Here is a 24,709-nt window from a genome sequence, read left to right as displayed (position 1 = left end):
ATCAGTTGTTTGAACCTTGATATCCCTGTCATGCAGCACTCCTCGTTTATTCACTAGAAAACAACACCCGCGACCAGCGCCACGTTGCTGTAAGGCTGGCATTCGCCGGTACGCACGATCGCCTTGGCCGTGCAGCTCAAGACTTTCAACTCCTCATGGCTGACCCAGCTCTGCCGCCCCAACTGGCCGTCGATCTGCAAGGTCTCGATGACTTGCAAGGCCGGCGGCTGGACCTCGATCATTTCCCGCGCCAGTACATGGCTCTCGACCTGCATTTCGCTAAGCACCACATCCAGCACGGCGATAAAGTCCGGAACGCCGCGGGTCAGCGCCAGATCGATCAGTTCAACGCCTGGCGGCACCGGCATGCCTGCATCGACAATCAGCAGCACATCGCCATGCCCCAGCGACGCAATCACCCGTGACAGGGCAATATTGAGCAATGGAGTTTTCTTCATGACGCCATGAACCTCTTCACTTCATCCAGCACAGGAATCGAAGGTTGGGCACCCTCATGGGTCACCGACAGCGCTGCAGCCGCCTGCGCCAGACGCAATGCCTGCTCCGGCGCCTGCCCCCGGGCCAGGGCAGCGGCAAAACCACCGACAAAGGTATCGCCCGCCGCCGTGGTATCCACGGCCGACACGCGGTGGGCGGCACTCTGCTGCACGCCGGACTCGTTGACCCACAACACCCCTTGCCCACCGAGCGTGACAATCACGTTCGCCACCCCCGCGCTCAGCAGAACACCTGCTGCGGCCTCGGCCTCGGCTACCGAGCTAACCGGCAAGCCGCTCAGCGCCTGAGCCTCGCTTTCGTTGGGAATCAGGTAGTCGATCAGACCGTACCAGTGCGCAGGCAGCGGCTCACTGGCCGGGGCGGGGTTGAGAATCACCGTACAGCCCAGCTCACGCGCACGTCGCAGGCTGTACTCAACAGTGGCTAGCGGGACTTCCAATTGGCAGACAACGACCTTGGCCGAGGCCAGCAGAGCATCGAAACGCTCAACCGAGGCCGGGAGCAATTCGCCGTTGCCGCCCGCCACGATCACAATCGCGTTCTGGCCATGCTCATCAACCAGGATTGACGCGATGCCGGTATTGACCCCTGGCACACAACAGACGCCCTGACAGTCGATCCCTTCATCAAGCAGCGCATCGCGCAATTGCTTGCCATAACCATCATCACCAACGCAGCCGATCATTGCCACCTGACTGCCCAACCGCGCTGCAGCAACCGCCTGATTGGCACCCTTGCCACCCGCTACGGTGACAAACGAACGACCGGTCAACGTCTCGCCCGGACGCGGCAGACGCGGCGTACGCACCACCAGGTCCATGTTCAGGCTGCCGATTACCACTACTTGTTCTTGCATGATTGTGGCCTTGGCCTCTCATCCAAACCGGATTGTTGTGCTGGCCAGCCTGCAACGGCTGACCGGATCGTTTTAAAGCGCAGCGACTGGCGCGGTGGACTCCCGCACCACCACGTCGGGCCTGATCAGCAATTTTTCAACAGGCTCCCCCGGGTTGGCGATGCGCCGTAACAGCCGCTGCGCAGCGGCCTCGCCCAACTGCATGATCGACTGGCCGACCGTGGTCAGGGCCGGGTACACGAACCGACTGAGTTGTACATCGTCAAAGCCGATGACCGACAGCGCTTGCGGCACGCTGATACCACGCTCGGCCGCGGCACGCAGAACACCGATGCCAATCATGTCGTTACCGGCGAAAATCGCCGTGGGTCGCTCACCCGCCAGCAAGGCGGCGGCCGCCTGGTGCCCCGCCGGGCTGGTGAAGTCGCTGTACAGCGCCCATTCCTGCCGGGCAGACACACCCGCCTGCTGCAACGCGCGCCGATAACCGGCCAGGCGCATGGCGGTGACGGCGGCGTGTTGCGGGCCAGCAATGCAAGCAATCTGCCGATGCCCCAGCTCCAGCAAATGGCGGGTCGCCAGCCACGCACCCTGCTCGTGATCGATGCGAACCAGATCGGCATCCACGCCTGCCAGCTCACGGTCGACGATCACCGTCGGGGTGCGCACCGCCGCCAAACCGCCGGCAATCCCCGCATCGCCATCCACGGAAGAAACGATCAGGCCATCGACGCGCTTTTCCTGCAGTACGCGCAAGTAATTGCGCTGTTTCTGCGGGTCGTCGTCGGAGTTGCAGAGAATCACACAGAAGCCGTTACGCTCGCAGTGATCCTCGATGCCTCTGGCCAGCTCCGCAAAATACGGGTTCATGCCGTTAGGCACCAGCAGCCCGATGGTTGCAGTGGCCTGAGCCTTGAGTGAACGGGCCACGGCACTGGGTACATAGTCGAGCTGAACGATGGCCGCCTCGACCTTGAGACGCACCGCCTCACTGACCGGTCGGCTGTTATTCAACACGTGAGACACGGTTGTGTAGGAAATGCCCGCAAGGGCGGCCACGTCTTTGATAGTTGCCATTTCAGCCCTGCCGTTTGGCGCGATGACTGCGGTAGGTGTCGAGCACCACGGCAATCACAATCACCGCACCGGTAATGATGCGTTTGGTCGGTTCACTGGCACCAATCTGCGCCAACCCGGCGGCCAGCACCGAGATGATCAGCACACCAAAGAAGGTGCTGATGATCGACCCGCGCCCGCCCATCAAGCTGGTGCCACCGATAACTACCGCAGCAATGACTTGCAGCTCAAGACCCGCGCCAGCATTGGGGTCGGCCGCTTCGAGACGGGAAATCTGAAACAGCGCCGCCAGCCCGGCGAGCAGCCCCATAAGGGCGAACACCATGATTTTGTAGGGTTTTGGGTTGATGCCCGCCAGCCGCACCGCCTCTTCGTTGGTGCCAATGCCGATCAGGTAACGACCGAACACGGTGCGCGTCAACACCGCCTGAGCCACAAAAATCACTGACAGCGCGATCAGAAACGACGGCGCGACCCCAAAGGCGATCGGATTGGAAAACCAGGCGAATGCGTCGCCGATATAAGCCGTGCGCGAGTTGGTCATCTGATAGGCCAGGCCACGGGCCATTTCCAGTACGCCCAACGAAACGATGAACGACGGGATGCGCCAGGCCACAGTAATCGAACCCGTCACCGCCCCTGCCAGGGTTGCACACGCCATACCCAGCAACGCGGCGGGCACAACACTCCAGCCCCAACCGAGGATCGCGACACTGACCGCCGAGGCGGCCAGGGCCAGCACCGACCCGACGGACAGGTCGATACCGCCAATGATCAGTACAAGGGTCATGCCCACGGCCAGAACCATCAGATCAGGAATCTGGTTGGCCAGGGTGCTGAAGGTCTGGTAAGACAAAAAGTGTTCGCTGAGCAGTGAGAACAGCACAACCATCGCCAGCAACGCGCCCGCCAGGCCCAGATAGGTGCCCAGCCCGAAATAGTGGGCGCCACGGCGGGCCGGCAGCGATGTGGCCGAAGTATCGGTTGAAGAATTCATTGGTTAATCCCGGCAGCGCTCTCGACGGGCTGCGCAGTAGAGGTCTGATAACCGGCAAACGCAGCCGCCAGCAGTTGGTCCTGGGTCCAGGTGGCACGCTCGAAGGTATCGATCAGGCGCCCGGCGCAAAGCACGGCGATACGGTCGCAGATCAGCATCAACTCGCGCAGGTCGCTGGACACGACCACCAGCGCCCGCCCCTTGCGGGTCAGTTCGCCGAGCAGCGCGTAGATATCGAATTTGGCACCAATATCGATACCTCGGGTCGGCTCATCAAACAGCATCACCGGGCAGTCGCGCTCCAGCCAGCGACCGATTACCACTTTCTGCTGATTGCCGCCTGATAACTGCCCGACTTCCTGGTCAGGCCCGGAGCAGCGAACCCGCAGCGCTTCGACCTGACGCAGCGCCAAGGCTCGCTCACGCGCTGCACTGACGATGCTGCCACGGGCGATGGCCGGCATATTGCCCAGAGCGATATTGGCACTGACGCTTTGCGACAACAGCAGCCCTTCTCCTTTGCGGTCCTCGCTGATCAGTGCAATGCCGTGGCGCACCGCATCACTGGGTGAGTCAATGCTTACCACACGCAATGGCTGGCCCACCTCGACCTGCCCGGCGTCGGCGCGGTCAGCACCGTAGATCAGGCGCAGCAGCTCAGTGCGACCGGCGCCGACCAGCCCGCAAATGCCGAGAATCTCGCCCTGGCGCACTTCGAACGAGACATTGTCGACCTTGCCCTTGCGCCCCAGGCCACGCACCGCCAGCGCGACTTCGCCGATGTGCCGTTGGCCCATGTCGAACTGTTCACCCAACTCGCGCCCCACCATCAGCGCCACCAGTTGCTGGCTGTCGTAGCGACTCATGGGCTCGACACACACCAGCCTGCCGTCGCGCAACACCGCAATGCGCTGGGCGATCCGTGCCAGTTCTTCGAGACGATGCGAGATATAGATGATCGACACGCCGCGCGCCTGCAAACGGGCGATCTGTTCGAACAGCAAGCCGACCTCCCGCGCGCTGAGCATGGCCGTGGGCTCGTCAAGAATCAGCACCCGACAATCGCCGATCAGGTTGCGAGCGATCTCGACCATCTGTTGATGGCCGACGCCCAATTCGGCAACCAGGGTGTCAGGATCGATCGCTTGCAGGCCGACCCGCGCCATGGCCTCACGGGCCATGGCGCGCAGCCGCTTGCGGTCAATCCAGCCGGCGCGACGCGGCAACTTGTCGAGAAACAGGTTTTCCGCGACGGTGAGGGTCGGCAGCAGGTTGAGCTCCTGCATGACCATCCGCACTCCGAGCTGCTCGGCCTGGGTCCGGCTGGTCGGCTGATAAGCCTGCCCCATGAACTGCATCTGCCCGGTGCCAGGCACCACCAACCCGCCGATGATCTTCGACAAGGTGCTTTTGCCTGCGCCGTTCTCGCCGGTCAGGGCCAATACCTCGCCGCGCAGCAGAGTCAGGTCGATATCAGCGAGCACCGGCTGAGCATAGTGCTTGCCGATACCGTGCACCGAGAGCACGACCTCTGTAGAGGCTGACATAGGTTGTACCTCTTACCTGGCCTGGGTAACCAGTTCCACCGGGGTCTGGATCACGCCATTGACGCTGCCCAGCGGCTCGCCCTTGAGGGACTTGAGCGCAGCCTCAATGCCGAATACCGCCTGACGTGCAGCGAACTGGTCGGCTGTGGCGAGGATACGACCGTCCTTGAGCATCGGCTTGATGGCGTTGATGTTGTCGTAGCCGACCACTTTGACCTTACCGGCCTTGCCCGCCGCACGCACCGCCGAAACAGCGCCCAGCGCCATGCTGTCATTGCCAGCCAGCAGCGCCTTGAGGTTGGGGTATTCATTGAGCATTGCCGCCGCGACGGCGTTGCCCTTGTCGATTTCCCAGTTGCCGGACTGCACGGAAACCACCTTGATCTGCGCCGCCTGCATGGCATCCTGGAAGCCTGCCGTGCGTTGCTGGGCATTGGTGGTGGTCGGCACGCCTTCGATAATGCCGACCTCATCCCCCGCTTGCAGTTGCCCGGCCAGGTAATCGCCGACCAGTTGCGCGCCCTTGCGGTTGTCAGGTCCGACGAAAGGTACTTCGATATTCTTGCTCTTGAGCACCGCGGCATCGAGCTGGTTGTCGATATTGACGACCTTGATACCCGCATCCACGGCTTTCTTGATCACCGGCACCAGCGCTTTGGAATCAGCCGGCGCAATGACCAGCGCATCGACTTTCGAGACGATCATCTGCTCGACGATACGAATCTGGCTGGCGGTATCGGATTCATCCTTGATGCCATTGGAGATCAGATCGAAATCACCGGCATGCTCTTTCTGGTAAGCCTTGGCGCCGTCTTCCATGGTCAGGAAGAATTCATTGGCCAACGACTTCATGACCAGAGCGACTTTGGGCTTTTGTTCCGTTTGAGCGTAAGCCGATGACAAGGGGATAAGGCTGGTGAGCGAGGCAAATACAGCGACAGCGAGCAGACGGCCAGCAAAGGGCAGCTTCATGAATGCATCTCCGATCTTGTGATTATTGTGCGGCGCGCAAACGTTTGCGAGACACTCACTATCGAAAACCATTCAAGGTTTGTCAACCTGATGACCTATCGCCATCAAGCCTGGGTGCTGACGCCGCTACCGGTGGTTCTGTTCAATGCGTTGATCAGCAGGCCCGATACCAATTGGATGTCGCCGTTAGTCACGGTGATCTGCCGCTGCAGGTTGAGGATACGCGGTAAGCGTACGATGTCCGGATTGGGCGAATTGACCGCAGCACGCAGTTCCTGACGCAAACGCCGCAGACGTTCATGCAGCTCTGACAACCGGTCAAGCAAGGTATCGACCACTTGCCCCTGCCCCGAGCCGCTCTTCTTGCCGGCCTTGGGCGAAAGATCATCAGGCACCTGTAACCCGGCCAACGCTTCTTCGCGCTCAGCCTCACTGGCCGCGACATCAGTCGGCGTGCTGGCCACCCCGGCAACCCTGACCGATACACCAGCCATTGCGATTGACAATGACATGCGCCCTCCCTGTTCAATTCAGATCGCTGACAGGGAATCGGCCAGTTCCGGCATTTCTTCAATACCGTTGGGCCGGGCACAACGGGTAATGAATTGTCATTTACGCTATAGCCACGCCTGTTGCGAAAGCGCGCCAGTTAAAATACTGTATGCGCATACAGCAAAACAAGGAATGCTTCAGGTGGCAAAACAAAATGCAGCGCCCGCCTCACCCGGCACTTACGAGCGTCTCGGTATGCGCATCCAGAAAATCATCAATGCCCCGGCAGCGCAAAAAGCCCGTACCGCCCTGCTGCTGCCTCAGGCCGGCGAGCTAAACGAGGACTGGGCACGTCTGCTCGAAGAAATCTCCGAAAATGACAACGTCACCCTCGCCTGGCGCGACGATGGCGGTGTGCAGTTGTTCTGGACCGTACCGAAAGAAGACTGACGGCATGCCTGGCAGATTTTACACGGGCTGGTGTGCGGTGCTGCTGGCGGGCCTGTCGTTACAGACCCAGGCCGCAGCGCCGCGAACCTTCAGCGAGGCCAAGAAAGTCGCCAGGACGCTCTACGCCCCACAGTCCACCGAGTTCTACTGTGGCTGCAAGTACAGGGGCAATCGTATCGACCTGGCCAGTTGCGGGTACATACCTCGCAAGAATCCGCAGCGCGCCAGGCGCGTCGAATGGGAGCATATCGTGTCGGCCTGGCAAATCGGTCATCAACGACTGTGTTGGCAAAACGGCGGCCGCGCCAACTGCTCACGCAACGACAGGCGGTTTCAGCTTGCCGAAGCCGACCTGCACAATCTGGTGCCTGCCATCGGCGAAGTGAACGCCGACCGCAGTAACTTCAGCTTTGCCTGGCTGCCGACGCGGCAGAGCCAGTATGGTGCATGCCAGACCCAGATAGACTTCAAGGCCCGCAAGGTCATGCCGCGCACCCAAGTTCGCGGCATGGTCGCCCGCACTCATTTGTACATGAGCAAACGCTACCAATTGCGCCTGTCGCGCCAGGACCAGCAATTGTTCCAGGCATGGAACAAGACTTATCCGGTTCAAGAGTGGGAGCGTCAGCGTAACCAGCTTATTGCCTGTGTAACAGGCCGTGGCAACGAGTTCGTCGGGCCGGTCAATCTGAACGCCTGCCGGGCACGCAAATAGCCCGGTCAAAGACCGGGCCGCCGGGTTCAAATGGCTGGATAGTCACCCGGACCATCAGGCCAGGGCGTCAATACCTCAAAGCCGTCATCCGTGACCGCCACCATGTGCTCCCATTGCGCCGACAACGATAGATCACGGGTCAACACCGTCCAGCCATCAGCCAGGGTCTTGGTCCCCGGTTTGCCGGCATTGATCATCGGCTCAATGGTGAACACCATGCCAGGCTTGAGCCGCAGCCCCTTGCCCGGCGTGCCGTAATGCAGAACCTGAGGCTCTTCGTGATACACCCGGCCGATACCATGACCGCAGTACTCACGCACAACACTGAAGCCATCACGATGGGCGACGGTCTGGATGGCGTGGCCGATGTCACCCAGTGTCGCGCCGGGGCGAACCGCACGAATGCCGGCGCAGGTCGCTTCATAGGTGGTCTCGACCAGTTTCCTGGCCAGCGGGCTGACTTCACCCACCAGATACATGCGGCTGGTATCGCCAAACCAGCCATCCTTGATCACCGCCACATCGATATTGACGATATCACCGTCCTTGAGGATGTCCGATGCCGAAGGAATACCATGGCAAACCACGGCATTGGGAGAAATGCAGGTGGTCTTGGTGAAGCCGTGATAACCGACGTTGGCAGGAATCACCTTAAGCTCATTGACGATGTACTGATTACAGATGTCATCCAGCGCCTCGGTACTGACGCCCGCTTTGACATAAGGTGCGATCATCGCCAGCACGTCAGCCGCAAGCCGACCGGAAACGCGCAGCGCTTCGATATCCTGCGCAGTTTTAATGGTAATGCCACGGCTCATGAAGCCACCTTCTCGACCGCTGGCAGGTCCAGAACCTGCACACCCAGCGCTGCGCCGCCATTACTTTCAGCCTTGAGCAGCAGCTGGCAGATTTCGCTGTAGGTCAGTGCCGGATTGAGTTCAGCCAACATCCCAACCCGCATCCAGTGTTCGGCTTGCGCGTTGATCGAGCGGCTTAGCGCCGCACTGGCAGCACGCACATTGGCGTGCATGTGTTCAGAAATTTTTACCAGGCCCATGCTTGCCCCTCTGCGTTGAATATACGAAGCATATATGTTTCATATACTCACAAACAAGCCATGCCCTGATTTACTGTTTGCGCATGCGCTCAGACAGAGAGGCCGTCAGCGCACTGATCGACTCTCGGTCTTCCGGCGCCATGGCACGAAAACTGGTGATCACCTCGCGCTCGGTTGCAGACAACCTGTCGAGGTCAAGCGCCGTGCGCCTGCCTGAAATCAGGTAAAGAACATCAACGCCGTTTTGCCATAGTTCAACCAGGTACGCAGACCGCGGAACCCGCACGCCGCTTTCATACATCGCCTGTGCATTAACCTCCACACCGCCCAGGCTCGCAAACTGCTGCTGGGTCAGCCCTAGAGTCTTGCGCTCTTGTTTCAAACGGGTTGCAAACGTATCCATGTGAGTGCCCCCAAACCAGGTCGACACTCATACCATAAACCCTATTTTGCCAGTGTGACGGATGTCCCGCGCTCAGGATTCCATGATCAGGGCCAGGCGTGGCTCTCGATCGAAACAGGAGGTTACCTCCCGCTCGGCCGCCAACGGCTGGTAGACATTGAACTGGCGCAAGGCAGCTGCCAGAGCCAGGAAATCCTCACGCTGCATTTCTTCGAACATGGCGCCAGGACGCACTACATTCGCTACGCTGTTCTGCACAGACTCCATCAACATAATCGTCAACCTCGAAATACTGTATGGGCGTACAGTATTAGGATAATGACAACCCCGCAAGCCTGACCACGACGAACGGTAGCGTGTGCCCCCATGATGCCGACCGGCGAATCATCTTCGCCCCGCCTGAACCGCAGGCAGCAGATTCATCCACATTGGTGCAGGTGACAGCTGAAGAAGCCGCTCCAGAGCGTTTCTGACGCCAGAAAAACCACGTTTTCGACTAAATGAATGAGAGCGTGTGACATTTACAGAAAAATGCAACCAGATATGAGCCTGACTGGTTATCCATGGTTCTCACTCGTCAATAGCCAGAGGTAGAATCCTTTCTGGCGACAGCGGAGAACCCATGCACCAGACAACGTCCAGTCAAGTCAGCGACGACGCGATCATCGAGACCGCTGCGCAGTGGTTCATGCGCCTGCAGGAAGACGATTGCACGGACGTCGAGCGCCATCAGTTCACCCAGTGGCTGGCCGCTGATCCACGCCATGCCCGCGAGTACCAGGCCATGGGCGGCACCTGGGCCGCCTGCGAAGGACTCAAGCCCGCAATCACAGCGCCAGTCTCGCCTGTGGCCGACAACGCCGCGTCCCCCGGCAGCCGACCAAGACGTCACCGGCAGGTCTTTTTGTTTGCCGCTGCCAGTGCCATGGCATTACTGGTCGGCTGGCACCAAGGCTGGATACCGAGCCAGTACGAGAGTCAGCAAGCCGACAAAAACACGCGCATTGTCACACTGCCCGACGGCAGCCGGGTGGAACTCAATATCAATACCCGTCTGACCTATACCGGCTACCGGGACCGACGCATCATCAGCCTGGATAAAGGCGAAGCGTTCTTTGAAGTGGCGCGCGATGCCCTGCATCCCTTCATCGTGCAGGCCGGCCAGGGCAGCATCGAGGCCACCGGCACGCGCTTCAACGTATGGCTGTACCAGCAGCAGGTGCAGGTCATGCTGGTCGAGGGTTCGGTCCAGGTGGTCAGTGACCGCGCCCACCCCGAGCACAGCGTGCAGCTCAGGCCCGGTATGCAGGCGGGTTACCAGGCCGGTGATACGCAACCGACCATCAGCCACTCCCGCACGGCCGACACCAGCCTGGCCTGGCGTTACGGCAAGCTGGTGTTCAATGACCTGCCGCTGCGCCTGGCACTGCCGCTGATCAACCGCTACCTGAGCACACCGGTGATGCTCGCCGACAGTGCAACCGGCGATCTGCGCCTGGGCCTGAATTACAACACCCGAGAGATGTCGGCACTGGTCAATGCACTGCCACAGGTACTGCCGGTGCAGATCATCCCCAACGCCCAGGGCAACCCGGTGCTGTATCGCCAGCCCGCCACGCCTCCGCGCAGCTGATCGGGCTCACCTCCCGACACGCAACCTTAAAAAATCTTCATGATCCCTTGCAGGCCACGGATATAAAGGTCTGCGAGAGCTTTTTGAGCATCCCGACAGTGCCTGCCGGCAAATTATTTCGCCCGGCAGATGAGGTTTTTTCGCGCTCATCCGTCTTAGTAGATGGAAACCGAGAAAATTGAAGCCTGAAAGGGAGTTTGCGCATGCTCAACCGCCAAGGAATCACCACCCGTTCCATCCTGAAGCAGACGGCCATGGCCGCCCAGGCCAGCGCCGCGCCGGCCGACCACGAACGGGGCGGCAACGAACAGATCAGAGCCTTGCTCAAAGCCTTCGGGCTGCGTACCAGCCTGGTTCGGCTCAAAGTACTCGACACCCTGCTGGCTGCTGGCGAAGAAGGTCAGCCCATGGGGGTTCGCGGCATTCACAGCCACTTGTTGCGCCTGGATGTGCCGCTGTCGTTTCTCAGCGTGCGCGAAGTGCTCAAGCGGCTGTGTGACGAAGGCGTGATTGTACTGGCCAGCGACAAGACCTACTCCTTGCACCCCAAGGCACTGCAATGGCTGAACACGGAAGATGACCAGCCAGTCCAGTGAACCGGATACCAGCAATGCTCAACGCTTGACCTTGCGGCGCATGATGCCGTTGAGAACCACCACCAGCACCGCCACCGCGATGGCAATGTACTGGAAGGTTTTTTCGCTGATCACACCGGTATCCTGTAAACGGGTGAGTCCAAGCATGATTGCCAGCACGCCCAAGGCAATCAGCAGCGAATAGATCAAGCGTTGTTTGTTACTCATGAGGGTTCCTGTCAATTCAACATGGGCTGCCCGATTGCAGCAGCAAGGCGCGCCTATGTTACGCGCAGAGCAGCACCGCGATAAACCATCCAGCGCCCTTCCCTGGCGCCTGCGCGAACGCGATGCAACGCCGCCGACATTGCCCTGTCAACAATGCCTGTGTTTAATGCCGCTCTGCTCAGGCGCACGGCCTGATGCTGCTGTTATGCAAAGGAGTTTGACCATGCCCCATGAAGGCAGCCTGCTGCAGGCCGCTGTCGTTTTCCTGTTCGCCGCCGTCCTCACCGTTCCGCTGGCCAAGCGCCTGCAACTGGGCTCGGTGCTGGGTTACCTGTTCGCCGGTGTGATCATCGGCCCCTCGGTGCTGGGCCTGATAGGGAATCCAGAGAGTGTCAGCCACATCTCGGAACTTGGGGTGGTATTACTACTGTTCATCATTGGCCTGGAGCTGTCGCCCAAGCGCTTGTGGGTCATGCGCAAAGCGGTGTTCGGGGTCGGCATGCTGCAGGTGCTGCTGTGCGGCGTGGTGATTGGCGGCATCGCCCTGCTGGCGTTCGACCAGCCGTTGAACACCGCGATCGTGCTCGGTCTGGGCCTGGCACTGTCTTCAACGGCGTTCGGCTTGCAAAGCCTGGCCGAGCGTAAAGAACTCAACAGCCCGCACGGGCGCACTGCATTTGCCATTCTGTTGTTTCAGGACATCGCCGCCATCCCGCTGATTGCCCTGGTGCCAGTGCTGGCCGGTGCCAATCAGGACCTCGCCCCTGGTGCAAGCCTGACCCACGCCCTGGAAGTGGTCGGCAGCATCGCGATCGTGGTGATTGGCGGGCGTTACCTGCTGCGTCCGGTGTTTCGCATCGTGGCACGGACCAAGATCCAGGAAGTGTCCACCGCCACCGCCCTGTTGGTGGTGATCGGCACCGCCTGGCTGATGGAGCTGGTCGGTGTGTCGATGGCCCTGGGCGCGTTTCTGGCTGGCCTGCTGCTGGCTGATTCCGAATACCGCCATGAGCTTGAAGCACAGATCGAGCCGTTCAAGGGCCTGCTGCTGGGCCTGTTTTTCATCAGCGTCGGCATGGGTGCCAACCTGAGCCTGCTGCTCAGTGCTCCAATTACTGTGCTGGGCCTGACCCTGCTGCTGATTGCCCTGAAACTGCCGCTGCTGATGTTCATCGGCCGCATGGCTGCCGGGCTGGAGCGCCAGAGTGCATTTCAGTTAGGGCTGGTATTGGCTGCCGGTGGCGAGTTTGCCTTCGTGGTGTTCAAGCTCGGCAGCAGCAACGGCCTGTTCGAGCCACGGGTCTACGACATTCTGGTGCTGACCATCACCTTGTCGATGGCCATGACCCCGTTGCTGTTCATGGCCGTGGCACGCTGGATCAAGCCGCGCCCCAAAGCCGCCGCCCCGGTGCCCGAGGAGTACAGTGAGATCCACAGCGACAACCCGCGGGTAGTGATTGCCGGCATGGGCCGCATGGGGCAGATCGTCGCGCGGATCCTGCGTGCCCAGCAGATCCCTTTCGTGGCCCTGGACATGTCGGTGGAAACCATCGAGTTCACCCGCAGCTTCGGCAATGTGCCGGTGTTTTACGGTGACCCGCTGCGCCCGGAAATCCTGCGCGCCGCCAGGGTCCAGGACGCCGAATTCTTTGTCATCGCCACCGACGACCCGGACACCAACATCAAGACCGCCGAACTGGTGCGCAAGCTCTACCCGCACATGAAGATCATCGCCCGGGCGCGCAACCGCCAGCACGTGCACCGGCTGATCGACGTCGGTGCCCATGCGGTGCGCGAAACCTTCCACTCAAGCCTGGAAATGGGCCGCCAGACCCTGCTTGGCCTGGGCCTCTCGGAAAGCCAGGCCCAGGCGCGCATCCAGCGCTTCAAGTGCCATGACGAAGCAGTGCTGGCCGAACAGCACAAGGTCTACGACGACGCTGCCAAGGTTCTGCAGACCGCCCGCGAGGCGCGCAAGGAACTTGAGCAACTGTTCGAAACCGACCGCCTGGAAGAACAGGCTGCGCTCAAACCCTGAGCGTCGTGAGCGGTGGCGGCCTCACCAGCCACCGCCCAGCGCTGCATACAGGCTGACCAAGGCCTGGGCCTGGGTGGTGGAGCTTTGGACCCACTGCTGCTGGGTACTGAGCAACGCCCGCTGCACCGACAGCACGTTGAGAAAGTCCACCACCCCTTCGACGTACTGGCGTTTGGCGGCAGCCAGGGCCATCTGGTTATGTTGCACCGCTTCCTGGAGCTTGCGCTGCTGCAACTGGCTGGCGTTGTACAGGCTCATGCCATCGTCGATTTCCTGCCAGGCTCGCAGCACGGTCTGCTGGTAGGCCAGCGCCGCCTCCTGTTCTTGGGCCTCACGCAGTTGCAACATGCCGCGCAAGCGCCCGCCATTGAAAATCGGCAGGCTGAGCTGCGGCCCGAACGCGAATTGCCGCGCCCCCCAGCTGCCCAGGTCGGACAACTGCAACGCTTGCAGACCGACATTGCCTGACAGGGTGATGCGCGGGTAGAAATCACCTTGCGCCACCCCCGTGCTGGCCGTCGCGGCATGCAGGCGGGCGGCGGCGCGGCGGATGTCCGGACGCCGCTCGGCCAGCTCCGATGGCAAGCCGACCGGAACCTGCAACGGCACGGCGGCCATTTGTACCGGCTGCTCCAGCTCGCGCTGCAAGGCTCGCGGGGTTTGCGCCAGCAGCAAGCCCAGGGCGTTGATCAACTGCGCCTGCCGCTGCTCCAGCACCGGCAGGCGCGATTCCACCGCCGCGACTTGCGCCGCCGCTTCAGCCACATCCAGCTCGGTAGCGACGCCGTTGCGCAGCCGCTCGCGAGAAAGCTCAAGGCTGCTGCGCGCCAGCGCCAGATTCTGGCGGGTCACCTCATGGCTGCTCTGCACGCCACGCAGGGCCAGATACTGGCGCGCCACCTCGGCCTGTAAGGCCAGCAAGGCCGCGTGCTGATCGCTCTCAGCCATCTCGACCCGGGCGCCGGCAGCCTCGACTTCGCGGCGTACCCGGCCCCAGAAATCGAGCTCCCAACTGGCGCTCAGGCCGCTATCCCACTGCTCAAACGGCGCCCTGCCCTGCTGGCCGGATGGATCGTTCAAGCCCTTGCCACTGTTGCGCTTGCGCTGGTAGCCGAGAGTGCCATCGAGCTGCGGCAACTGCTCACCAGTGCTCACCCGATACGCCGCCCGGCTTTGCTCCAGACGCGTGGCGGCAATACGCAGATCAAGGCTCGCCAGCGTTGCGCGGTCGATCAGCGACGACAGCAGCGGGTCGTTGAACACCTCCCACCAGCGCGCATTGATCGGCGCAGCAACCGGCTGGCTGGGCGCCGCCTCACCACTGACCGGCAACCATTCGATGCGGCTGTCGCTCTCTGGCGGCTGAAAATCCTTGCCCACCTGGCAGCCACTCAACACCGCGCAGGCGATCACACCCAACGCGCAGATTCGTAACCCGGTCATCGCGTCGTCACCTGCTCAGTAGCGTGCAACGCCTCGGTATCGATGCTGGCCTGTACCGACATGCCGACCCGCAGTTGCCGGGCCAGTGGCTGACCCGGCTCAAGGACGATTTTCACCGGAATGCGCTGCACGACCTTGGTGAAGTTGCCGGTGGCGTTATCCGGTTTAATCAGGGCAAAGGTCACCCCGGTGGCCGGCGCGATGCTGTCGACATGGCCCTTGAGTAGCTGGTCCGGATAAGTGTCGACACGCACCTGCACCGGCTGGCCGATGCTCACGTGGGTCAACTGGGTCTCCTGAAAGTTGCCGACAACATACGCCTGCTGCAACGGCACCAGCGACAGCAGGCGGCTGCCCGGCACCACGTAATTACCGACCCGCAAGGCCCGCTCGCCCACCGTGCCGTCAATCGGTGCGACGATGTGGGTGTATGACAATTGCAGGCGCGCCTGCTCCAGCGCCGCAGTCGCGCGCAGCAAGGCGGCTTCAGCGCTGTGTTGCTGGGCGAGGAGGATGTCGACCTGTTTATGCTCGGCAGCCAGCGATGCCACTGCACTGCTGTGCTGGGCATTGGCGGTTTCGATCCGGGTGCGTGCCTGCTGGGCATTTTGCACAGTGCCGGCGCCGCTGCCGGCCAGATGCTCATAGCGGGTACGTTCCTGGCCGGCAAAGGTCAGCGCCGCTTGGCTGGCCAGTAACGCGGCGCGGGCCTTGGCGATCACTGAGTCCTGGCGCTGCAACAGGGCGCTGGCCTCATCGCGCCGGGCGGTGGCCGCCTGCACCTCGGCCTCGGCAGCGGTAACGGCCGTCTGCAGATCACGGTCATCGATTCGCGCCAACAACTGCCCGGCCTTGACCTGTTGGTTATCGTCCACCAGTACCTCACTGATAAAGCCCGAGACCTTGGGCGCGACCACCGAGTAATCGGCCGCAATGAAGGCGTCATCGGTGCTCTGCCGATCGCCCTGACCGGCCAGTGCGTACAGCCCGATCGCGGCGAGCAACAGCGCCGCGCCGCACAGCGCCAGGGTCTGTTTCGAGGTCATGTTCATGAACGTTGTTCTCCGGAAAATCAGGACAATGCCCGCGGCGGATAAACCCGCGTCGGCATGATCGGAATCAGCACAATCAGGGCTAACGCGAGCCAGCCCATACAGTAATAAAGATCGGCACTGGTCAGCACCACGACCTGCTCATGCAGGCGATGGCTCAAGGCGGCCGGTTCGGCGCCGTCGCTCAGCCAGGGTGAATTGCCCAGCCGGTCGACCAGGGTGTTGGAGTGAAAATGCTGACGGGCCGTGGTCAGGGCCTCCACGACCGCCGTGGCAACCACCGTGGCCAGACCGCGCACGGTATTGAACCAGGCCGAAGCGAAGGGGCCGTCCGGCGGGGCGATACCGCTGGTGGACTGAATCAGCAACGGCAGCACCGCCATGGGCTGACCGAACACCTGCAACACCTGCAGCAGGTAAAAGTTGTCACGAATCCAGGCCGAGGTCATCTGCGTGGCCAGCGCGCAATGCACCGCCAGCAGCAGCAAACCAAGGGTCAGCACCCAGCGGCAGTCGACCCGACGGATGTTGCACAGCAGCGCAAGCAGCGGCAGCACCAGCAACTGCGGCACGGCCACCAGCAGCATCAGCGGCGCGGTCTGCAACGGCCGATAGCCATGCACCTGGGCCAGGTAGGCCGAAGGAATCGAGGCCACGGCAGTGAGCACCACCAGCACCCCGCCAAGGGTCAGCAAGGCGTGGGACAAATTGCGCCCGGCCAGCAGTTGCAGTTTGAAGAACGGCACCTCGACGAACCATTCACTGACCAGAAACGCCACCAGCAACAGCAGCCCGCCAACCAGCAAAAAGCAGATCAGCGACGATTCAAACCAGTCCAGCCGGTTGCCTTCCAGCAAGCCTGCGACCGTCATGACAATCGCCGGCAGCCCCAGCAACAGGCCGCGCCAGTTAAAAGCGCGGAAACGCTCCAGGCGCGGGGCATCCTGGACGATGCCATGGGCGATGGCGATCATCGCCACCAGACACGGCGGGATCACCTGCCAGAAGGTCCACTGCCAACTGAAATACTCGGTCCACAACGCCGCCAGCGGCGTGCCCAACCCCGGCCCGAAAGTGGCGGTCAAGGCATAGCCAGCCAGGCCAAAGATCTTGATCGAGGGCGGCAGAAAGCGCAGCGCGACGGTCATCAGCATCGGCGGCAGACAACCGGCCGCCAGCCCTTGCAGTACCCGCAACAGCAGCAGGCTCGGGTAATTGGGTGCCAGTGGGCAGAGCAGCGCCAGCAGGACAAAGACGGCAATCGCGCCGAGCGTAAACCGCCGTAACGACAGGGTGACCGCAAACCAGGGTGCGAAGGCCATGGCCGCGACGGAGCTGGCCGAGTAGCAGGCGATCAACCAACTGGCTTGATCGGCGCCAATGAACATCGCGCCGCGAATATCGGCCATGGCGATGCGGGTCACCCCATCGTTGATACCGGCAACCAGTACAGCGAGCAATACGCCCAACAGACCGATGATCCGCTCAAGGCCGAATGCCGGAGCGGCTGGCTGAACGGGCGCAGCCGCAGCAGGAGAAGCGAGGGAGGTCATCAACAAACAATCCGGGCATTCAATACCCGGAAAAGTCTAAGCAGCCGGCCTGGTAAAGAAAATTTACATTTAGGCAGCTTATTAGTGCATCAGACGCATGTGTAACAGCCCGCGGATTGCTCTTGGCGTTATTTCAGGCATAGGGGCGCCTCAAAGAACGTAGGCGAGGCAGTTAACGCAAGGCGAAAACCGGCGAAAAACGATCGGAGTTGCGTTCGACTTTACGAGTTGTAAATGAGCATTTTGATCGGACTCACGCACGTGGGTAATTGCATTGACTTGACCAGCAGCGCCCCGCTTTGTGACTGCTGATCGATCACATCCAGCAAAAAACGGCCCAACTGATCGTCGATCCCTCCGATGCCCAGATCATCGATGATGAGCAGTTCCGCCCGGATGAATTGGCGGCGAAGTTTCGGGAACGAATGATCAACATATGAAAGCGCGATGTCTTCGAAGAGTTTCGACGCGGTTCGGTAGGTCGTGTGCATCCCTTGACGGCACGCCTGGTTTCCCAGGGCACATGTGAGTCAGGTTTTACCGGTATCAGCCGTGAACGACCTTCAGTGGCGATAAAAAACACCCAAAGCACGCGTCAACACCGAAAGCAGCATCGGTTTCAGCCCGTCGAGCAAGGCATCCCGCAGGAAGGTGTCTTGAGCCAAGTCCGCCGCCTGCGCCGAGCTGCCAAGGCGACGGTACAACCGCTGCTTGAACCAGCCGTTGTGCTCGGTGTGGACCTGCGTCAGTTCGTCGTTGATCACGGAGTGCCCTCCGGTGGGAGGGCGTGCCGTAAATGGTAATTACTATCAGATAAATCAAAGAGGGAATATTGCCGGCTGGGCGCCTTCCATGACCGATCCCCCAATCATGGAAGACGCTCGTTCATACTTGGGGGAAGGAACTGAAGGTGCCGGCAAACTCGATGGTTATGCTGGTGACCTGGCTGAGATCCAGTCCGACGTTCAACTGTGGATCGACCTTCACGCTCCATGTGGTAAACGGGCCGATCAAGGCAAAGTTGTCGTTGGGCGTCGTACTGCCTATCGTTCCATCGATCGTGATGCTGTCCGGCGCCGCAAGAGCGTATTGGAAGGTGACGCTCAGTGGTTTGTGAATGAAGCTCATGGCGACATTCTCCGTCGACACGATGGTTTCATAACCGCCGTGCATGATCGATACCCGCAGCGCCCCATTGGCCGTGCTGGCGCCCTCGACGTAGACCCGCACCGTCGTCAGCCGCACATTGGCAAGCCCGGCAAAGGGCTGCAGGGCAGATGCCGGGGTATCGGCCATGACCGGTGCAATAGGTATGAGCAACTGCGGATCGTCCCGGAAGGCCATGAGGGTATCGCTGTCATTGATGACGATCTGCAGCTCGGAGAACGACTCCGCAACCTGTCCTTGGTTGGAGATCGCGCTTTCGAAATCCGCCAGCAGCCGGTCCCGGACCCGAGCCAGGGTGCTGGCATTGATCTGCGCCGGGTCATCCAGGCCGATCAAGGCGCGAAGCCCGTCATATGGTGCTACCGCCCAGAACTGTTGTGCGCGACTGGTCAGGTAAAGGGTGTGGATCAACTCGCTTCTGGCCTGATGGTAGGCATGACTCATAAACGTCACGACTTCGGGTAAGGTTGGGTCGTTGTCTGCCTGCAGGCAGTCCTGGGCTTTTAGCAGAAGTTGCTGCAATGACTGGTCGCGCTGCCACAGCGTGCAGGCCTGGATGTAATCGCCATTGTAGTTGCTGATCAGTTGATTTCGATACTGGACAGCCTGTACATAGGCCGTGAACACCTGCTCGACTGTCTGGGCAACGCCCCATTGCTTGAAGAACAGAGTGTAGAGCTCATCGAACTGGATCTCGGCCTGCACCAGACGCGCGCCGTTGGGATCATCCTCGGTAATCAGGCTGCCGATGCTCTGGTAACCCTCCTTGATGCTCTGGACATTGGACTCGACGAATTGAACGAGGCTCACCACGAAGGCTCTGTTGATGGTGCCAAACCCGAACGGCACGACGTTCGGGTTGTAACTAAGAAGCCCACTCAGGGCAGCCGTTATCAAGCTGGTGGGCGAGACTTCGTCGCTCGTCAGGATACTCATTCCGACGGACTCGAGGATATTGGTCAATGGACAACCAACGTCGCCTTCGATCGTGGCCTTCAGCGCGACGATGGCCGCTTCCAACACCGCCTGGGCATGCACCACCGCGAGTTCCGCAGCTTCGATGGAGGGAACCAGTGCGCTGGCATCGTCAAGCAGCGCAGCGATGCTTGTCTGGTTGTTAGCGATGGAATCCGTCGTACTGTTGATGCAGTCCCGGGCATGCTGGGCTGTCTGTTGCTGTTGTTTCAAGTCGGCAAAGTATTGGCTGAATGCGGTGTCGATGGTCTTGAACAGTGCCAGTTGCTCGTTCAGCAAAGCCTGATATTCGTTGTAGGAAACCAGCGGCACATAGTTGTACGGCCGACCATACACGTCGAGCTTTGAATTGAGCTGCACGGTGTAGCTGGTTGCCTGCGCCAGGATTGATTTGAGCGGGTCGCTCAGTGTCGCGGCAGTCTGGTCGTAGAGAGACGCATAGAATGAAAACGCATCGTAGGCCTGGGCAAAGAGCGGATCCGCCGTGCTGCCATCCGCCTCCAGATACAGCAACAGTGCCCGCTCGATCACCATCTGGCATTGATAGGGGTTGAGATTGCCCGCAAAGGCCGCCGCTGTGTAGGACGTCGAATTTTCCTCGACATTCTGGCTTCCGGACAGACCGCCCTTACCTGTCGCGCCTGCACCACCGCTGGCACCGGGGTTGCCTTGTTGACCGGGGTACCCCGGCATCGCGGAGTGGCTGACGCCACCGGGACCGCCAGGCCCGCCTGATCCGCCAGGACCACCCGCGCCACCCGCGCCACCGGCAGTGTCGATGACGACGACCGCACCGGCCGACACTTGCGAAACACAGTAAAGATCTACCGTGCCCCCGCTACCGCCGGTGCCCCCGGTACCACCAGTGCCCCCCGTTCCGCCAAGGCCACCGGGGCCACCGGGCGCTGAAGAATGACCGTAGACGTCGCCGCCTTGTCCACCGATACCGCCATCCTGGCCCTCCTGTCCGTTACCCCCCATGCCCCCCACGGCAGACAGATGCAGAAGGGTATTGGGCAAGATGGCATAGCAGTAAAGGGAGATACTGCCGGCAACGCTCCCTGGCGCCCCCAGCCCTCCTTGCAACCCGGTCGCTCCCTGACCGCCCCTGCCGGGATCAGGATCGGGACCGCCGGCTGAGTTGCCGCTTGGCCCTGGTGGATCAGTATTGGGGACTTTCGGAGCGGCCGGGCCGCCCGCAACGCCATCTACCGCGAGGATTGCAGGTACGCCATCTGGCCCCACGCTGCCGATTTCCCTAGCGTAAATGCTGACGTTCCGACCTGGGAAAAGCAACGAGCCAGCCGGGAAATACACGCGGTTTGCGTAAATCGTTACATCTTGCTCGCCTGCAAGATAAACCATGTTCCCAATGCAATATTGCTAGTTTGCAGAGTCAGCATCCTGATACAGGGTGATCGCATCCTCCCCGGTAATAATGCGGGTACTCTGGTTGGGCGTTCCCTGGTGGGTAATTTGTTGCCAGTACGTTTCTGCCGAGTTGGCAATGGGGTCATTATTTGACATGCAGCCTCTCTCCCTAGCGAAATGACAATCAAGATGACATCGACGGTACGGGTAGCCGTGCCTTTGCAAGGACACTGCAACGTCTGATGGTGTCCCGGCCCTCTCGGCAACCTGGTTGCCGGGCATCCGATCAATCGCCAGGACGATGGCGTTTAGCCACTCATCCTGGCGCTCCTTCAGAAGAACTGCAATAGCTCCATCGAAACGGAACGGCATTTCGCCACAGGAAGAAGAAACCTTAGCGGCAGATCCAGAGTTGATTCAGTTACCAAAATGTTACTGATCTAATCTCTACCTTGTGAACTATCAGCAGTACTGGATTTTTGTCGATTGCTGCTGGGTCAGTGCAGCATCGGCCACAGGGTCAACTCGGCATCAGCACGAGCACACAGCGAAGCTTTTTTCGATGCCACGTGATGTTCCTCAAACGAAGCGCCACGGTGCCTCACCGGAAGGCCCGAATCGCTCTGAACAATAGCTTGCCGGGCAACGGTGATTCCAAAGCCATACCGGTCTCAGACGCGTCTGGTAGCGCTGAACAAAAACGACTGGTCACGTCGAATGCAAATAGCTGGTCAGCTTCGGTGATTCTCACTGTTCAAGTGCGGCGCAATTTCCCACGCACGAGCCGATTTTCAACGCAGCGATGGCAACGCAGGTAGTTTTTAGAGGTGCCCATACGGACTGTCCCAATAACGCTTATGCATGCCCAGGCGCTTTTTCCAGCGGGTCGGCAAGCGCTTTTCCTGACGGCTGAGCTTGTAGGCCAGCAGCTTCAGGGCATTGCGCACAATCGACATCGGCCACCACCACCAGCGCCGCGGGCCGATGTAGGCCAGCTCGGATTTCACGTAGCGCATGCCCTCCCCGGCGATGCCACCGAAGCTGTCGTAGATCCAGGCCTCACGGCATTGGAATACGCCAATATCGAAGTAACGGCGAAACTCTTCGGCCAGGCTGTAGTTATGCGAGTGGCGGCACACCGCCGAGCCTTCGTAGGCGACTTTCCAGCCGTCGAGCAGCATCTTCGCCGCCACGTACATGTCTTCCGAGAGGATCACATGGCGGGGAAAACCGCCCACTGCCAGCAGCGCCTCGCGGCGGTAGGCCGCGAACGAGTTGGACATGAACGGGGTCTTGATGCCCAGGCTGTCGGCATCGGCCAGGGTCTTGATCCGCGACACCGGCGGGTAGTTGAACAACCGGGCATGCTGAGCCAGCAGGTTGGCGTCCTTGTGTGGTAACTGGCGACCACAGACCGCAGCGACTTTCGGGTCGGCGAACGGCAGGAGAATATTGGCAATCGCGTCGCTCTGTTCCAGGTAGGCATCCTGGGTCAGGTACACATAGACGTCGTAGTCAGGGAAGCGCTCGACCATCATCTGCCGGGTGCCGCCGTGGTTGAAGTCCTTGCTGTCGATGACCAGCACATTGGCGCAGCGCGCCTGGGCCAGCTCACCGGTGCCATCAGTGGAACTGGAGTCGACGATCAGGGTATCGAAAGCGGCATTCTGGTGAAGCAACGAATCAAGCAGACGTTCAAGGTCCCGACGCCCGTTATAAGTCGGGATGACACAAGCCACACGCAAAGACGGCATAACAATACTCCAGAGCGTAATCCATCGCTCAACTCGTTATCGCCTCTGAGGGTAGCTCATGCCGTGCGACTCAACCATTCAGCCCAGCACTTCGCTCAACGGGATGAAGTTCACCAGTTCGCCCTCGGCCAGGGTCCGGTCTTCGCGTACCTCGATCAAACCATGCGCCCAAGCCGCGCTGCGCAACACCCCGGAGCTCTGGTTGGCGTAAGGGACGGCGCGGCCATTTTCCAGGCGGCCACGCAGGTACTCGCGGCGCTTGCCGGCCTTGCTCCAGGCAAAACCGGTCGGCACCTGGAACTGCAACGGCGCGACGGCCGCAACGCCCTGACGGCGCAACAGGTATGGCCGGGCCAGCAGTGCAAAGGTCACCAGGGTCGAAGCCGGATTACCCGGCAGGCCAATCACCGGGGTGCCCTGGTAATGGCCGAAGGTCAGCGGCTTGCCAGGTTTGATCGCCAGCTTCCAGAGCGCCAGTTCACCTTCTTCGCGCAGCACCTGGCCGAGAAAATCCGCCTCGCCCACCGAAACGCCGCCGGTGGAAACGATCAGGTCCACCCGGCTCAACCGCGCCAGGGCAGCGCGGGTCTGCTGCAGGTCATCGACCAGAATGCCGGCGTCCACCACCTCACATTCCAATGCCTGCAGCCAGCTGCACAGCAGCACCCGGTTGCTGTTGTAGATCTGCCCCGGCCCGAGCGGCAAACCGGGCTCGACCAGTTCGTCGCCAGTGGACAGCACGGCCACCCGTGGCCGCCGCACCACGCGCAATTGCGCTACGCCCAGCGATGCCGCCAGGCCCAGCTCGACCGGGCTGAGCCGGGTGCCGGCCTGCAATACCGTCTCACCCTTACGGGTTTCCTGGCCTTGCGGGCGAATGTTCTGCTGCGCGCTCAGCGCTTGGGTGAACCGCACCCGGCCATCGTCCAGCAGCTCGGCGTTTTCCTGCATCTCGACGCAATCGGCACCGGCCGGCACTGGCGCACCGGTGAAAATCCGGGCGCAAGTGCCTGGCTGCAGTGGCTGTGGCGCCTGGCCTGCGAAAATCCGCTGGCTGACGCTCAGCGGCTCACCATTCCAGTCAGCGACGCGCAAGGCATAGCCGTCCATGGCGCTGTTGGGCCAGGGCGGCAAGTCAAGGCTGGCGATGATGTCTTCGGCCAGCACCCGGCCTTTGGCATCGGCCAGAGTGACCTGCTCATGATCGAGAATCGGAGTGCTCGCGGCGCTGTCGAGCAGCCGGGTCAGGGCTTGTTCCAGAGCGATCATCGACAGTCAGCCCCGCGTGCCGCAAGGTTCGGCTTTTTTCAGGTGGGCGACAAAATTGCAAGGCCTGAAACGCGAATCGAGTTGCTGGGCCAGAATGCCGTCCCAGCCGGTGCGCACCGCGTTGGTCGAACCCGGCAGGCAGCACACCAGCGTGCCATTGGCCAGCCCGGCCAGAGCCCGCGACTGAATGGTCGAGGTGCCGATATCCGCGACTGAAATTTGCCGGAACAGCTCGCCAAACCCGTCGACCTGCTTGTCCAGCAGGCAGGCCACCGCTTCGGGGGTGCTGTCACGGCCGGTGAAGCCGGTGCCGCCGGTAATCAGCACCACCTGCACATCGTCGTCGGCAATCCAGGTCGCGACCTGGGCACGGATCCGGTACAGATCATCCTTGAGCAATACCCGGGCAATCAGGCCATGACCGGCAGCGCTGAGGCGGTCGACGAACATCTGCCCGGAGCTGTCGGTTTCCAGAGTGCGGGTGTCGCTGACGGTCAGCACGGCGATGTTCAAGGGCACGAAGGGAGTATCAGGTTTGACGCTCATGGGCTTTGATCCGGTTGTGA

Annotated in this window: 27 protein-coding genes; 5 read left to right on the top strand and 22 right to left on the bottom strand. The window is 61.0% G+C overall.

The annotated features are described in order from the left end of the window. Nucleotides 1-53: 53 nt before the first annotated feature. The 7 genes from rbsD to NJC38_RS01735 form a co-directional block, all read right to left on the bottom strand. The gene (gene rbsD / locus NJC38_RS01765) at nt 54-458 is read right to left on the bottom strand and encodes a D-ribose pyranase (protein WP_253110776.1); all 405 of its coding nucleotides are present in this window, start codon (nt 456-458) and stop codon (nt 54-56) included. After that, the gene (gene rbsK / locus NJC38_RS01760; protein ID WP_253110773.1) at nt 455-1,375 is read right to left on the bottom strand and encodes a ribokinase; all 921 of its coding nucleotides are present in this window, start codon (nt 1,373-1,375) and stop codon (nt 455-457) included. Before rbsK ends, rbsD begins: the two co-directional genes overlap by 4 nt. Before the next feature lie 72 nt (nt 1,376-1,447). Next, complete coding sequence (locus tag NJC38_RS01755) at nt 1,448-2,452, bottom strand: LacI family DNA-binding transcriptional regulator (RefSeq protein WP_045490357.1); 1,005 nt, start codon at nt 2,450-2,452, stop codon at nt 1,448-1,450. 1 nt (nt 2,453) lies between these two features. Beyond that, the gene (locus NJC38_RS01750) at nt 2,454-3,449 is read right to left on the bottom strand and encodes an ABC transporter permease (RefSeq protein ID WP_045490354.1); all 996 of its coding nucleotides are present in this window, start codon (nt 3,447-3,449) and stop codon (nt 2,454-2,456) included. Further along, the gene (locus NJC38_RS01745; RefSeq protein WP_253110771.1) at nt 3,446-4,996 is read right to left on the bottom strand and encodes a sugar ABC transporter ATP-binding protein; all 1,551 of its coding nucleotides are present in this window, start codon (nt 4,994-4,996) and stop codon (nt 3,446-3,448) included. The genes NJC38_RS01750 and NJC38_RS01745 overlap by 4 nt, the downstream gene beginning before the upstream one ends. A gap of 12 nt (nt 4,997-5,008) precedes the next feature. Further along, nucleotides 5,009-5,968 (bottom strand): sugar ABC transporter substrate-binding protein, encoded by a 960-nt coding sequence (locus NJC38_RS01740; protein WP_253110769.1) that lies wholly within the window; start codon nt 5,966-5,968, stop codon nt 5,009-5,011. Nucleotides 5,969-6,072: 104 nt separating this feature from the next. Beyond that, the gene (locus NJC38_RS01735) at nt 6,073-6,480 is read right to left on the bottom strand and encodes a hypothetical protein (RefSeq protein ID WP_253110767.1); all 408 of its coding nucleotides are present in this window, start codon (nt 6,478-6,480) and stop codon (nt 6,073-6,075) included. Between the two features lie 181 nt (nt 6,481-6,661). Between NJC38_RS01735 and NJC38_RS01730 the strand changes: the two genes are divergently transcribed. Further along, nucleotides 6,662-6,910 (top strand): DUF1654 domain-containing protein, encoded by a 249-nt coding sequence (locus NJC38_RS01730; RefSeq protein ID WP_084710253.1) that lies wholly within the window; start codon nt 6,662-6,664, stop codon nt 6,908-6,910. A 4-nt stretch (nt 6,911-6,914) separates the two neighbouring features. Continuing rightward, the gene (locus tag NJC38_RS01725) at nt 6,915-7,625 is read left to right on the top strand and encodes an endonuclease (RefSeq protein ID WP_253110765.1); all 711 of its coding nucleotides are present in this window, start codon (nt 6,915-6,917) and stop codon (nt 7,623-7,625) included. Nucleotides 7,626-7,651: 26 nt separating this feature from the next. On the opposite strand, the gene map is transcribed toward NJC38_RS01725, so the two are convergent. The 4 genes from map to NJC38_RS01705 all read right to left on the bottom strand — a co-directional run bounded on the left by map (nt 7,652) and on the right by NJC38_RS01705 (nt 9,358). After that, a complete protein-coding gene (gene map, locus NJC38_RS01720; protein WP_045490338.1) occupies nt 7,652-8,443 on the bottom strand; it encodes a type I methionyl aminopeptidase in 792 nt (263 codons plus the stop codon). Continuing rightward, nucleotides 8,440-8,682, bottom strand: coding sequence for a ParD-like family protein (locus NJC38_RS01715; RefSeq protein WP_045490335.1), 243 nt, complete (start codon nt 8,680-8,682; stop codon nt 8,440-8,442). The genes map and NJC38_RS01715 overlap by 4 nt, the downstream gene beginning before the upstream one ends. Before the next feature lie 70 nt (nt 8,683-8,752). After that, nucleotides 8,753-9,085, bottom strand: a complete 333-nt coding sequence (locus tag NJC38_RS01710; protein ID WP_045490334.1) for a helix-turn-helix domain-containing protein — start codon at nt 9,083-9,085, stop codon at nt 8,753-8,755. Nucleotides 9,086-9,157: 72 nt separating this feature from the next. Continuing rightward, on the bottom strand, nt 9,158-9,358 hold the full coding sequence (locus NJC38_RS01705) for a hypothetical protein (protein ID WP_253110762.1): 201 nt from the start codon (nt 9,356-9,358) through the stop codon (nt 9,158-9,160). A 349-nt stretch (nt 9,359-9,707) separates the two neighbouring features. On the opposite strand from NJC38_RS01705, the gene NJC38_RS01700 reads away from it, so the two are divergent. Further along, the gene (locus tag NJC38_RS01700; protein ID WP_253110760.1) at nt 9,708-10,718 is read left to right on the top strand and encodes a FecR family protein; all 1,011 of its coding nucleotides are present in this window, start codon (nt 9,708-9,710) and stop codon (nt 10,716-10,718) included. Between the two features lie 203 nt (nt 10,719-10,921). Then, complete coding sequence (locus NJC38_RS01695; RefSeq protein WP_045490330.1) at nt 10,922-11,314, top strand: Fe2+/Zn2+ uptake regulation protein; 393 nt, start codon at nt 10,922-10,924, stop codon at nt 11,312-11,314. Between the two features lie 18 nt (nt 11,315-11,332). Here the strand turns inward: NJC38_RS01695 and NJC38_RS01690 are convergent, their stop codons facing one another. Continuing rightward, nucleotides 11,333-11,521, bottom strand: coding sequence for a hypothetical protein (locus NJC38_RS01690; protein ID WP_045490327.1), 189 nt, complete (start codon nt 11,519-11,521; stop codon nt 11,333-11,335). Between the two features lie 223 nt (nt 11,522-11,744). On the opposite strand from NJC38_RS01690, the gene NJC38_RS01685 reads away from it, so the two are divergent. Continuing rightward, nucleotides 11,745-13,559 carry a monovalent cation:proton antiporter-2 (CPA2) family protein gene (locus NJC38_RS01685; protein WP_253110758.1) on the top strand — a complete coding sequence of 605 codons (1,815 nt, stop codon included), beginning with the start codon at nt 11,745-11,747 and terminating at the stop codon, nt 13,557-13,559. A 21-nt stretch (nt 13,560-13,580) separates the two neighbouring features. On the opposite strand, the gene NJC38_RS01680 is transcribed toward NJC38_RS01685, so the two are convergent. The 10 genes from NJC38_RS01680 to moaB all read right to left on the bottom strand — a co-directional run bounded on the left by NJC38_RS01680 (nt 13,581) and on the right by moaB (nt 24,689). Further along, on the bottom strand, nt 13,581-15,002 hold the full coding sequence (locus NJC38_RS01680) for an efflux transporter outer membrane subunit (RefSeq protein WP_253110756.1): 1,422 nt from the start codon (nt 15,000-15,002) through the stop codon (nt 13,581-13,583). Further along, nucleotides 14,999-16,054: an HlyD family secretion protein gene (locus tag NJC38_RS01675; RefSeq protein ID WP_253110754.1), complete on the bottom strand. Its 1,056-nt coding sequence runs from the start codon at nt 16,052-16,054 to the stop codon at nt 14,999-15,001. Before NJC38_RS01675 ends, NJC38_RS01680 begins: the two co-directional genes overlap by 4 nt. A 20-nt stretch (nt 16,055-16,074) precedes the next feature. Then, the gene (locus tag NJC38_RS01670; protein WP_253110751.1) at nt 16,075-17,607 is read right to left on the bottom strand and encodes an MFS transporter; all 1,533 of its coding nucleotides are present in this window, start codon (nt 17,605-17,607) and stop codon (nt 16,075-16,077) included. Between the two features lie 221 nt (nt 17,608-17,828). Continuing rightward, nucleotides 17,829-18,125 (bottom strand): ATP-binding protein, encoded by a 297-nt coding sequence (locus NJC38_RS01665; RefSeq protein WP_290447111.1) that lies wholly within the window; start codon nt 18,123-18,125, stop codon nt 17,829-17,831. A 45-nt stretch (nt 18,126-18,170) separates the two neighbouring features. Next, nucleotides 18,171-18,371 (bottom strand): hypothetical protein, encoded by a 201-nt coding sequence (locus NJC38_RS29125; protein WP_366855344.1) that lies wholly within the window; start codon nt 18,369-18,371, stop codon nt 18,171-18,173. A gap of 121 nt (nt 18,372-18,492) precedes the next feature. Then, on the bottom strand, nt 18,493-20,769 hold the full coding sequence (locus tag NJC38_RS01655) for a hypothetical protein (RefSeq protein ID WP_253110745.1): 2,277 nt from the start codon (nt 20,767-20,769) through the stop codon (nt 18,493-18,495). A 363-nt stretch (nt 20,770-21,132) separates the two neighbouring features. Beyond that, nucleotides 21,133-21,276, bottom strand: coding sequence for a hypothetical protein (locus tag NJC38_RS01650; protein WP_253110742.1), 144 nt, complete (start codon nt 21,274-21,276; stop codon nt 21,133-21,135). A gap of 665 nt (nt 21,277-21,941) precedes the next feature. Further along, nucleotides 21,942-22,874 (bottom strand): glycosyltransferase family 2 protein, encoded by a 933-nt coding sequence (locus NJC38_RS01645; RefSeq protein ID WP_253110738.1) that lies wholly within the window; start codon nt 22,872-22,874, stop codon nt 21,942-21,944. Nucleotides 22,875-22,952: 78 nt separating this feature from the next. Further along, a complete protein-coding gene (glp, locus tag NJC38_RS01640) occupies nt 22,953-24,143 on the bottom strand; it encodes a gephyrin-like molybdotransferase Glp (protein WP_253110735.1) in 1,191 nt (396 codons plus the stop codon). Between the two features lie 6 nt (nt 24,144-24,149). After that, entirely contained in the window at nt 24,150-24,689 is a 540-nt protein-coding gene (gene moaB, locus NJC38_RS01635; protein ID WP_045490309.1) for a molybdenum cofactor biosynthesis protein B, read from the bottom strand. Nucleotides 24,690-24,709 lie beyond the last annotated feature (20 nt).

This window comes from Pseudomonas sp. 21LCFQ010, from assembly GCF_024129905.1.
Lineage (GTDB): Bacteria > Pseudomonadota > Gammaproteobacteria > Pseudomonadales > Pseudomonadaceae > Aquipseudomonas.
The sequence above is the reverse complement of the archived record's forward strand: the minus strand, read 5'-3'. Positions and strand labels throughout refer to the sequence as shown.

Bases quoted from the DNA above. Each gene is read 5' to 3' on its own strand.
- NJC38_RS01675 (WP_253110754.1), bottom strand. From the start codon at position 16,054: ATGAACATGACCTCGAAACAGACCCTGGCGCTGTGCGGCGCGGCGCTG.
- moaB (WP_045490309.1), bottom strand. From the start codon at position 24,689: ATGAGCGTCAAACCTGATACTCCCTTCGTGCCCTTGAACATCGCCGTG.
- NJC38_RS01685 (WP_253110758.1), top strand. From the start codon at position 11,745: ATGCCCCATGAAGGCAGCCTGCTGCAGGCCGCTGTCGTTTTCCTGTTC.
- NJC38_RS01645 (WP_253110738.1), bottom strand. From the start codon at position 22,874: ATGCCGTCTTTGCGTGTGGCTTGTGTCATCCCGACTTATAACGGGCGT.
- NJC38_RS01690 (WP_045490327.1), bottom strand. From the start codon at position 11,521: ATGAGTAACAAACAACGCTTGATCTATTCGCTGCTGATTGCCTTGGGC.
- glp (WP_253110735.1), bottom strand. From the start codon at position 24,143: ATGATCGCTCTGGAACAAGCCCTGACCCGGCTGCTCGACAGCGCCGCG.
- NJC38_RS01710 (WP_045490334.1), bottom strand. From the start codon at position 9,085: ATGGATACGTTTGCAACCCGTTTGAAACAAGAGCGCAAGACTCTAGGG.
- NJC38_RS01750 (WP_045490354.1), bottom strand. From the start codon at position 3,449: ATGAATTCTTCAACCGATACTTCGGCCACATCGCTGCCGGCCCGCCGT.
- NJC38_RS01680 (WP_253110756.1), bottom strand. From the start codon at position 15,002: ATGACCGGGTTACGAATCTGCGCGTTGGGTGTGATCGCCTGCGCGGTG.
- NJC38_RS01735 (WP_253110767.1), bottom strand. From the start codon at position 6,480: ATGTCATTGTCAATCGCAATGGCTGGTGTATCGGTCAGGGTTGCCGGG.
- map (WP_045490338.1), bottom strand. From the start codon at position 8,443: ATGAGCCGTGGCATTACCATTAAAACTGCGCAGGATATCGAAGCGCTG.
- NJC38_RS01740 (WP_253110769.1), bottom strand. From the start codon at position 5,968: ATGAAGCTGCCCTTTGCTGGCCGTCTGCTCGCTGTCGCTGTATTTGCC.
- NJC38_RS01650 (WP_253110742.1), bottom strand. From the start codon at position 21,276: ATGTCAAATAATGACCCCATTGCCAACTCGGCAGAAACGTACTGGCAA.
- rbsK (WP_253110773.1), bottom strand. From the start codon at position 1,375: ATGCAAGAACAAGTAGTGGTAATCGGCAGCCTGAACATGGACCTGGTG.
- NJC38_RS01695 (WP_045490330.1), top strand. From the start codon at position 10,922: ATGCTCAACCGCCAAGGAATCACCACCCGTTCCATCCTGAAGCAGACG.
- NJC38_RS01745 (WP_253110771.1), bottom strand. From the start codon at position 4,996: ATGTCAGCCTCTACAGAGGTCGTGCTCTCGGTGCACGGTATCGGCAAG.
- rbsD (WP_253110776.1), bottom strand. From the start codon at position 458: ATGAAGAAAACTCCATTGCTCAATATTGCCCTGTCACGGGTGATTGCG.
- NJC38_RS01715 (WP_045490335.1), bottom strand. From the start codon at position 8,682: ATGGGCCTGGTAAAAATTTCTGAACACATGCACGCCAATGTGCGTGCT.
- NJC38_RS01705 (WP_253110762.1), bottom strand. From the start codon at position 9,358: ATGTTGATGGAGTCTGTGCAGAACAGCGTAGCGAATGTAGTGCGTCCT.
- NJC38_RS01725 (WP_253110765.1), top strand. From the start codon at position 6,915: ATGCCTGGCAGATTTTACACGGGCTGGTGTGCGGTGCTGCTGGCGGGC.
- NJC38_RS01700 (WP_253110760.1), top strand. From the start codon at position 9,708: ATGCACCAGACAACGTCCAGTCAAGTCAGCGACGACGCGATCATCGAG.
- NJC38_RS01755 (WP_045490357.1), bottom strand. From the start codon at position 2,452: ATGGCAACTATCAAAGACGTGGCCGCCCTTGCGGGCATTTCCTACACA.
- NJC38_RS01670 (WP_253110751.1), bottom strand. From the start codon at position 17,607: ATGACCTCCCTCGCTTCTCCTGCTGCGGCTGCGCCCGTTCAGCCAGCC.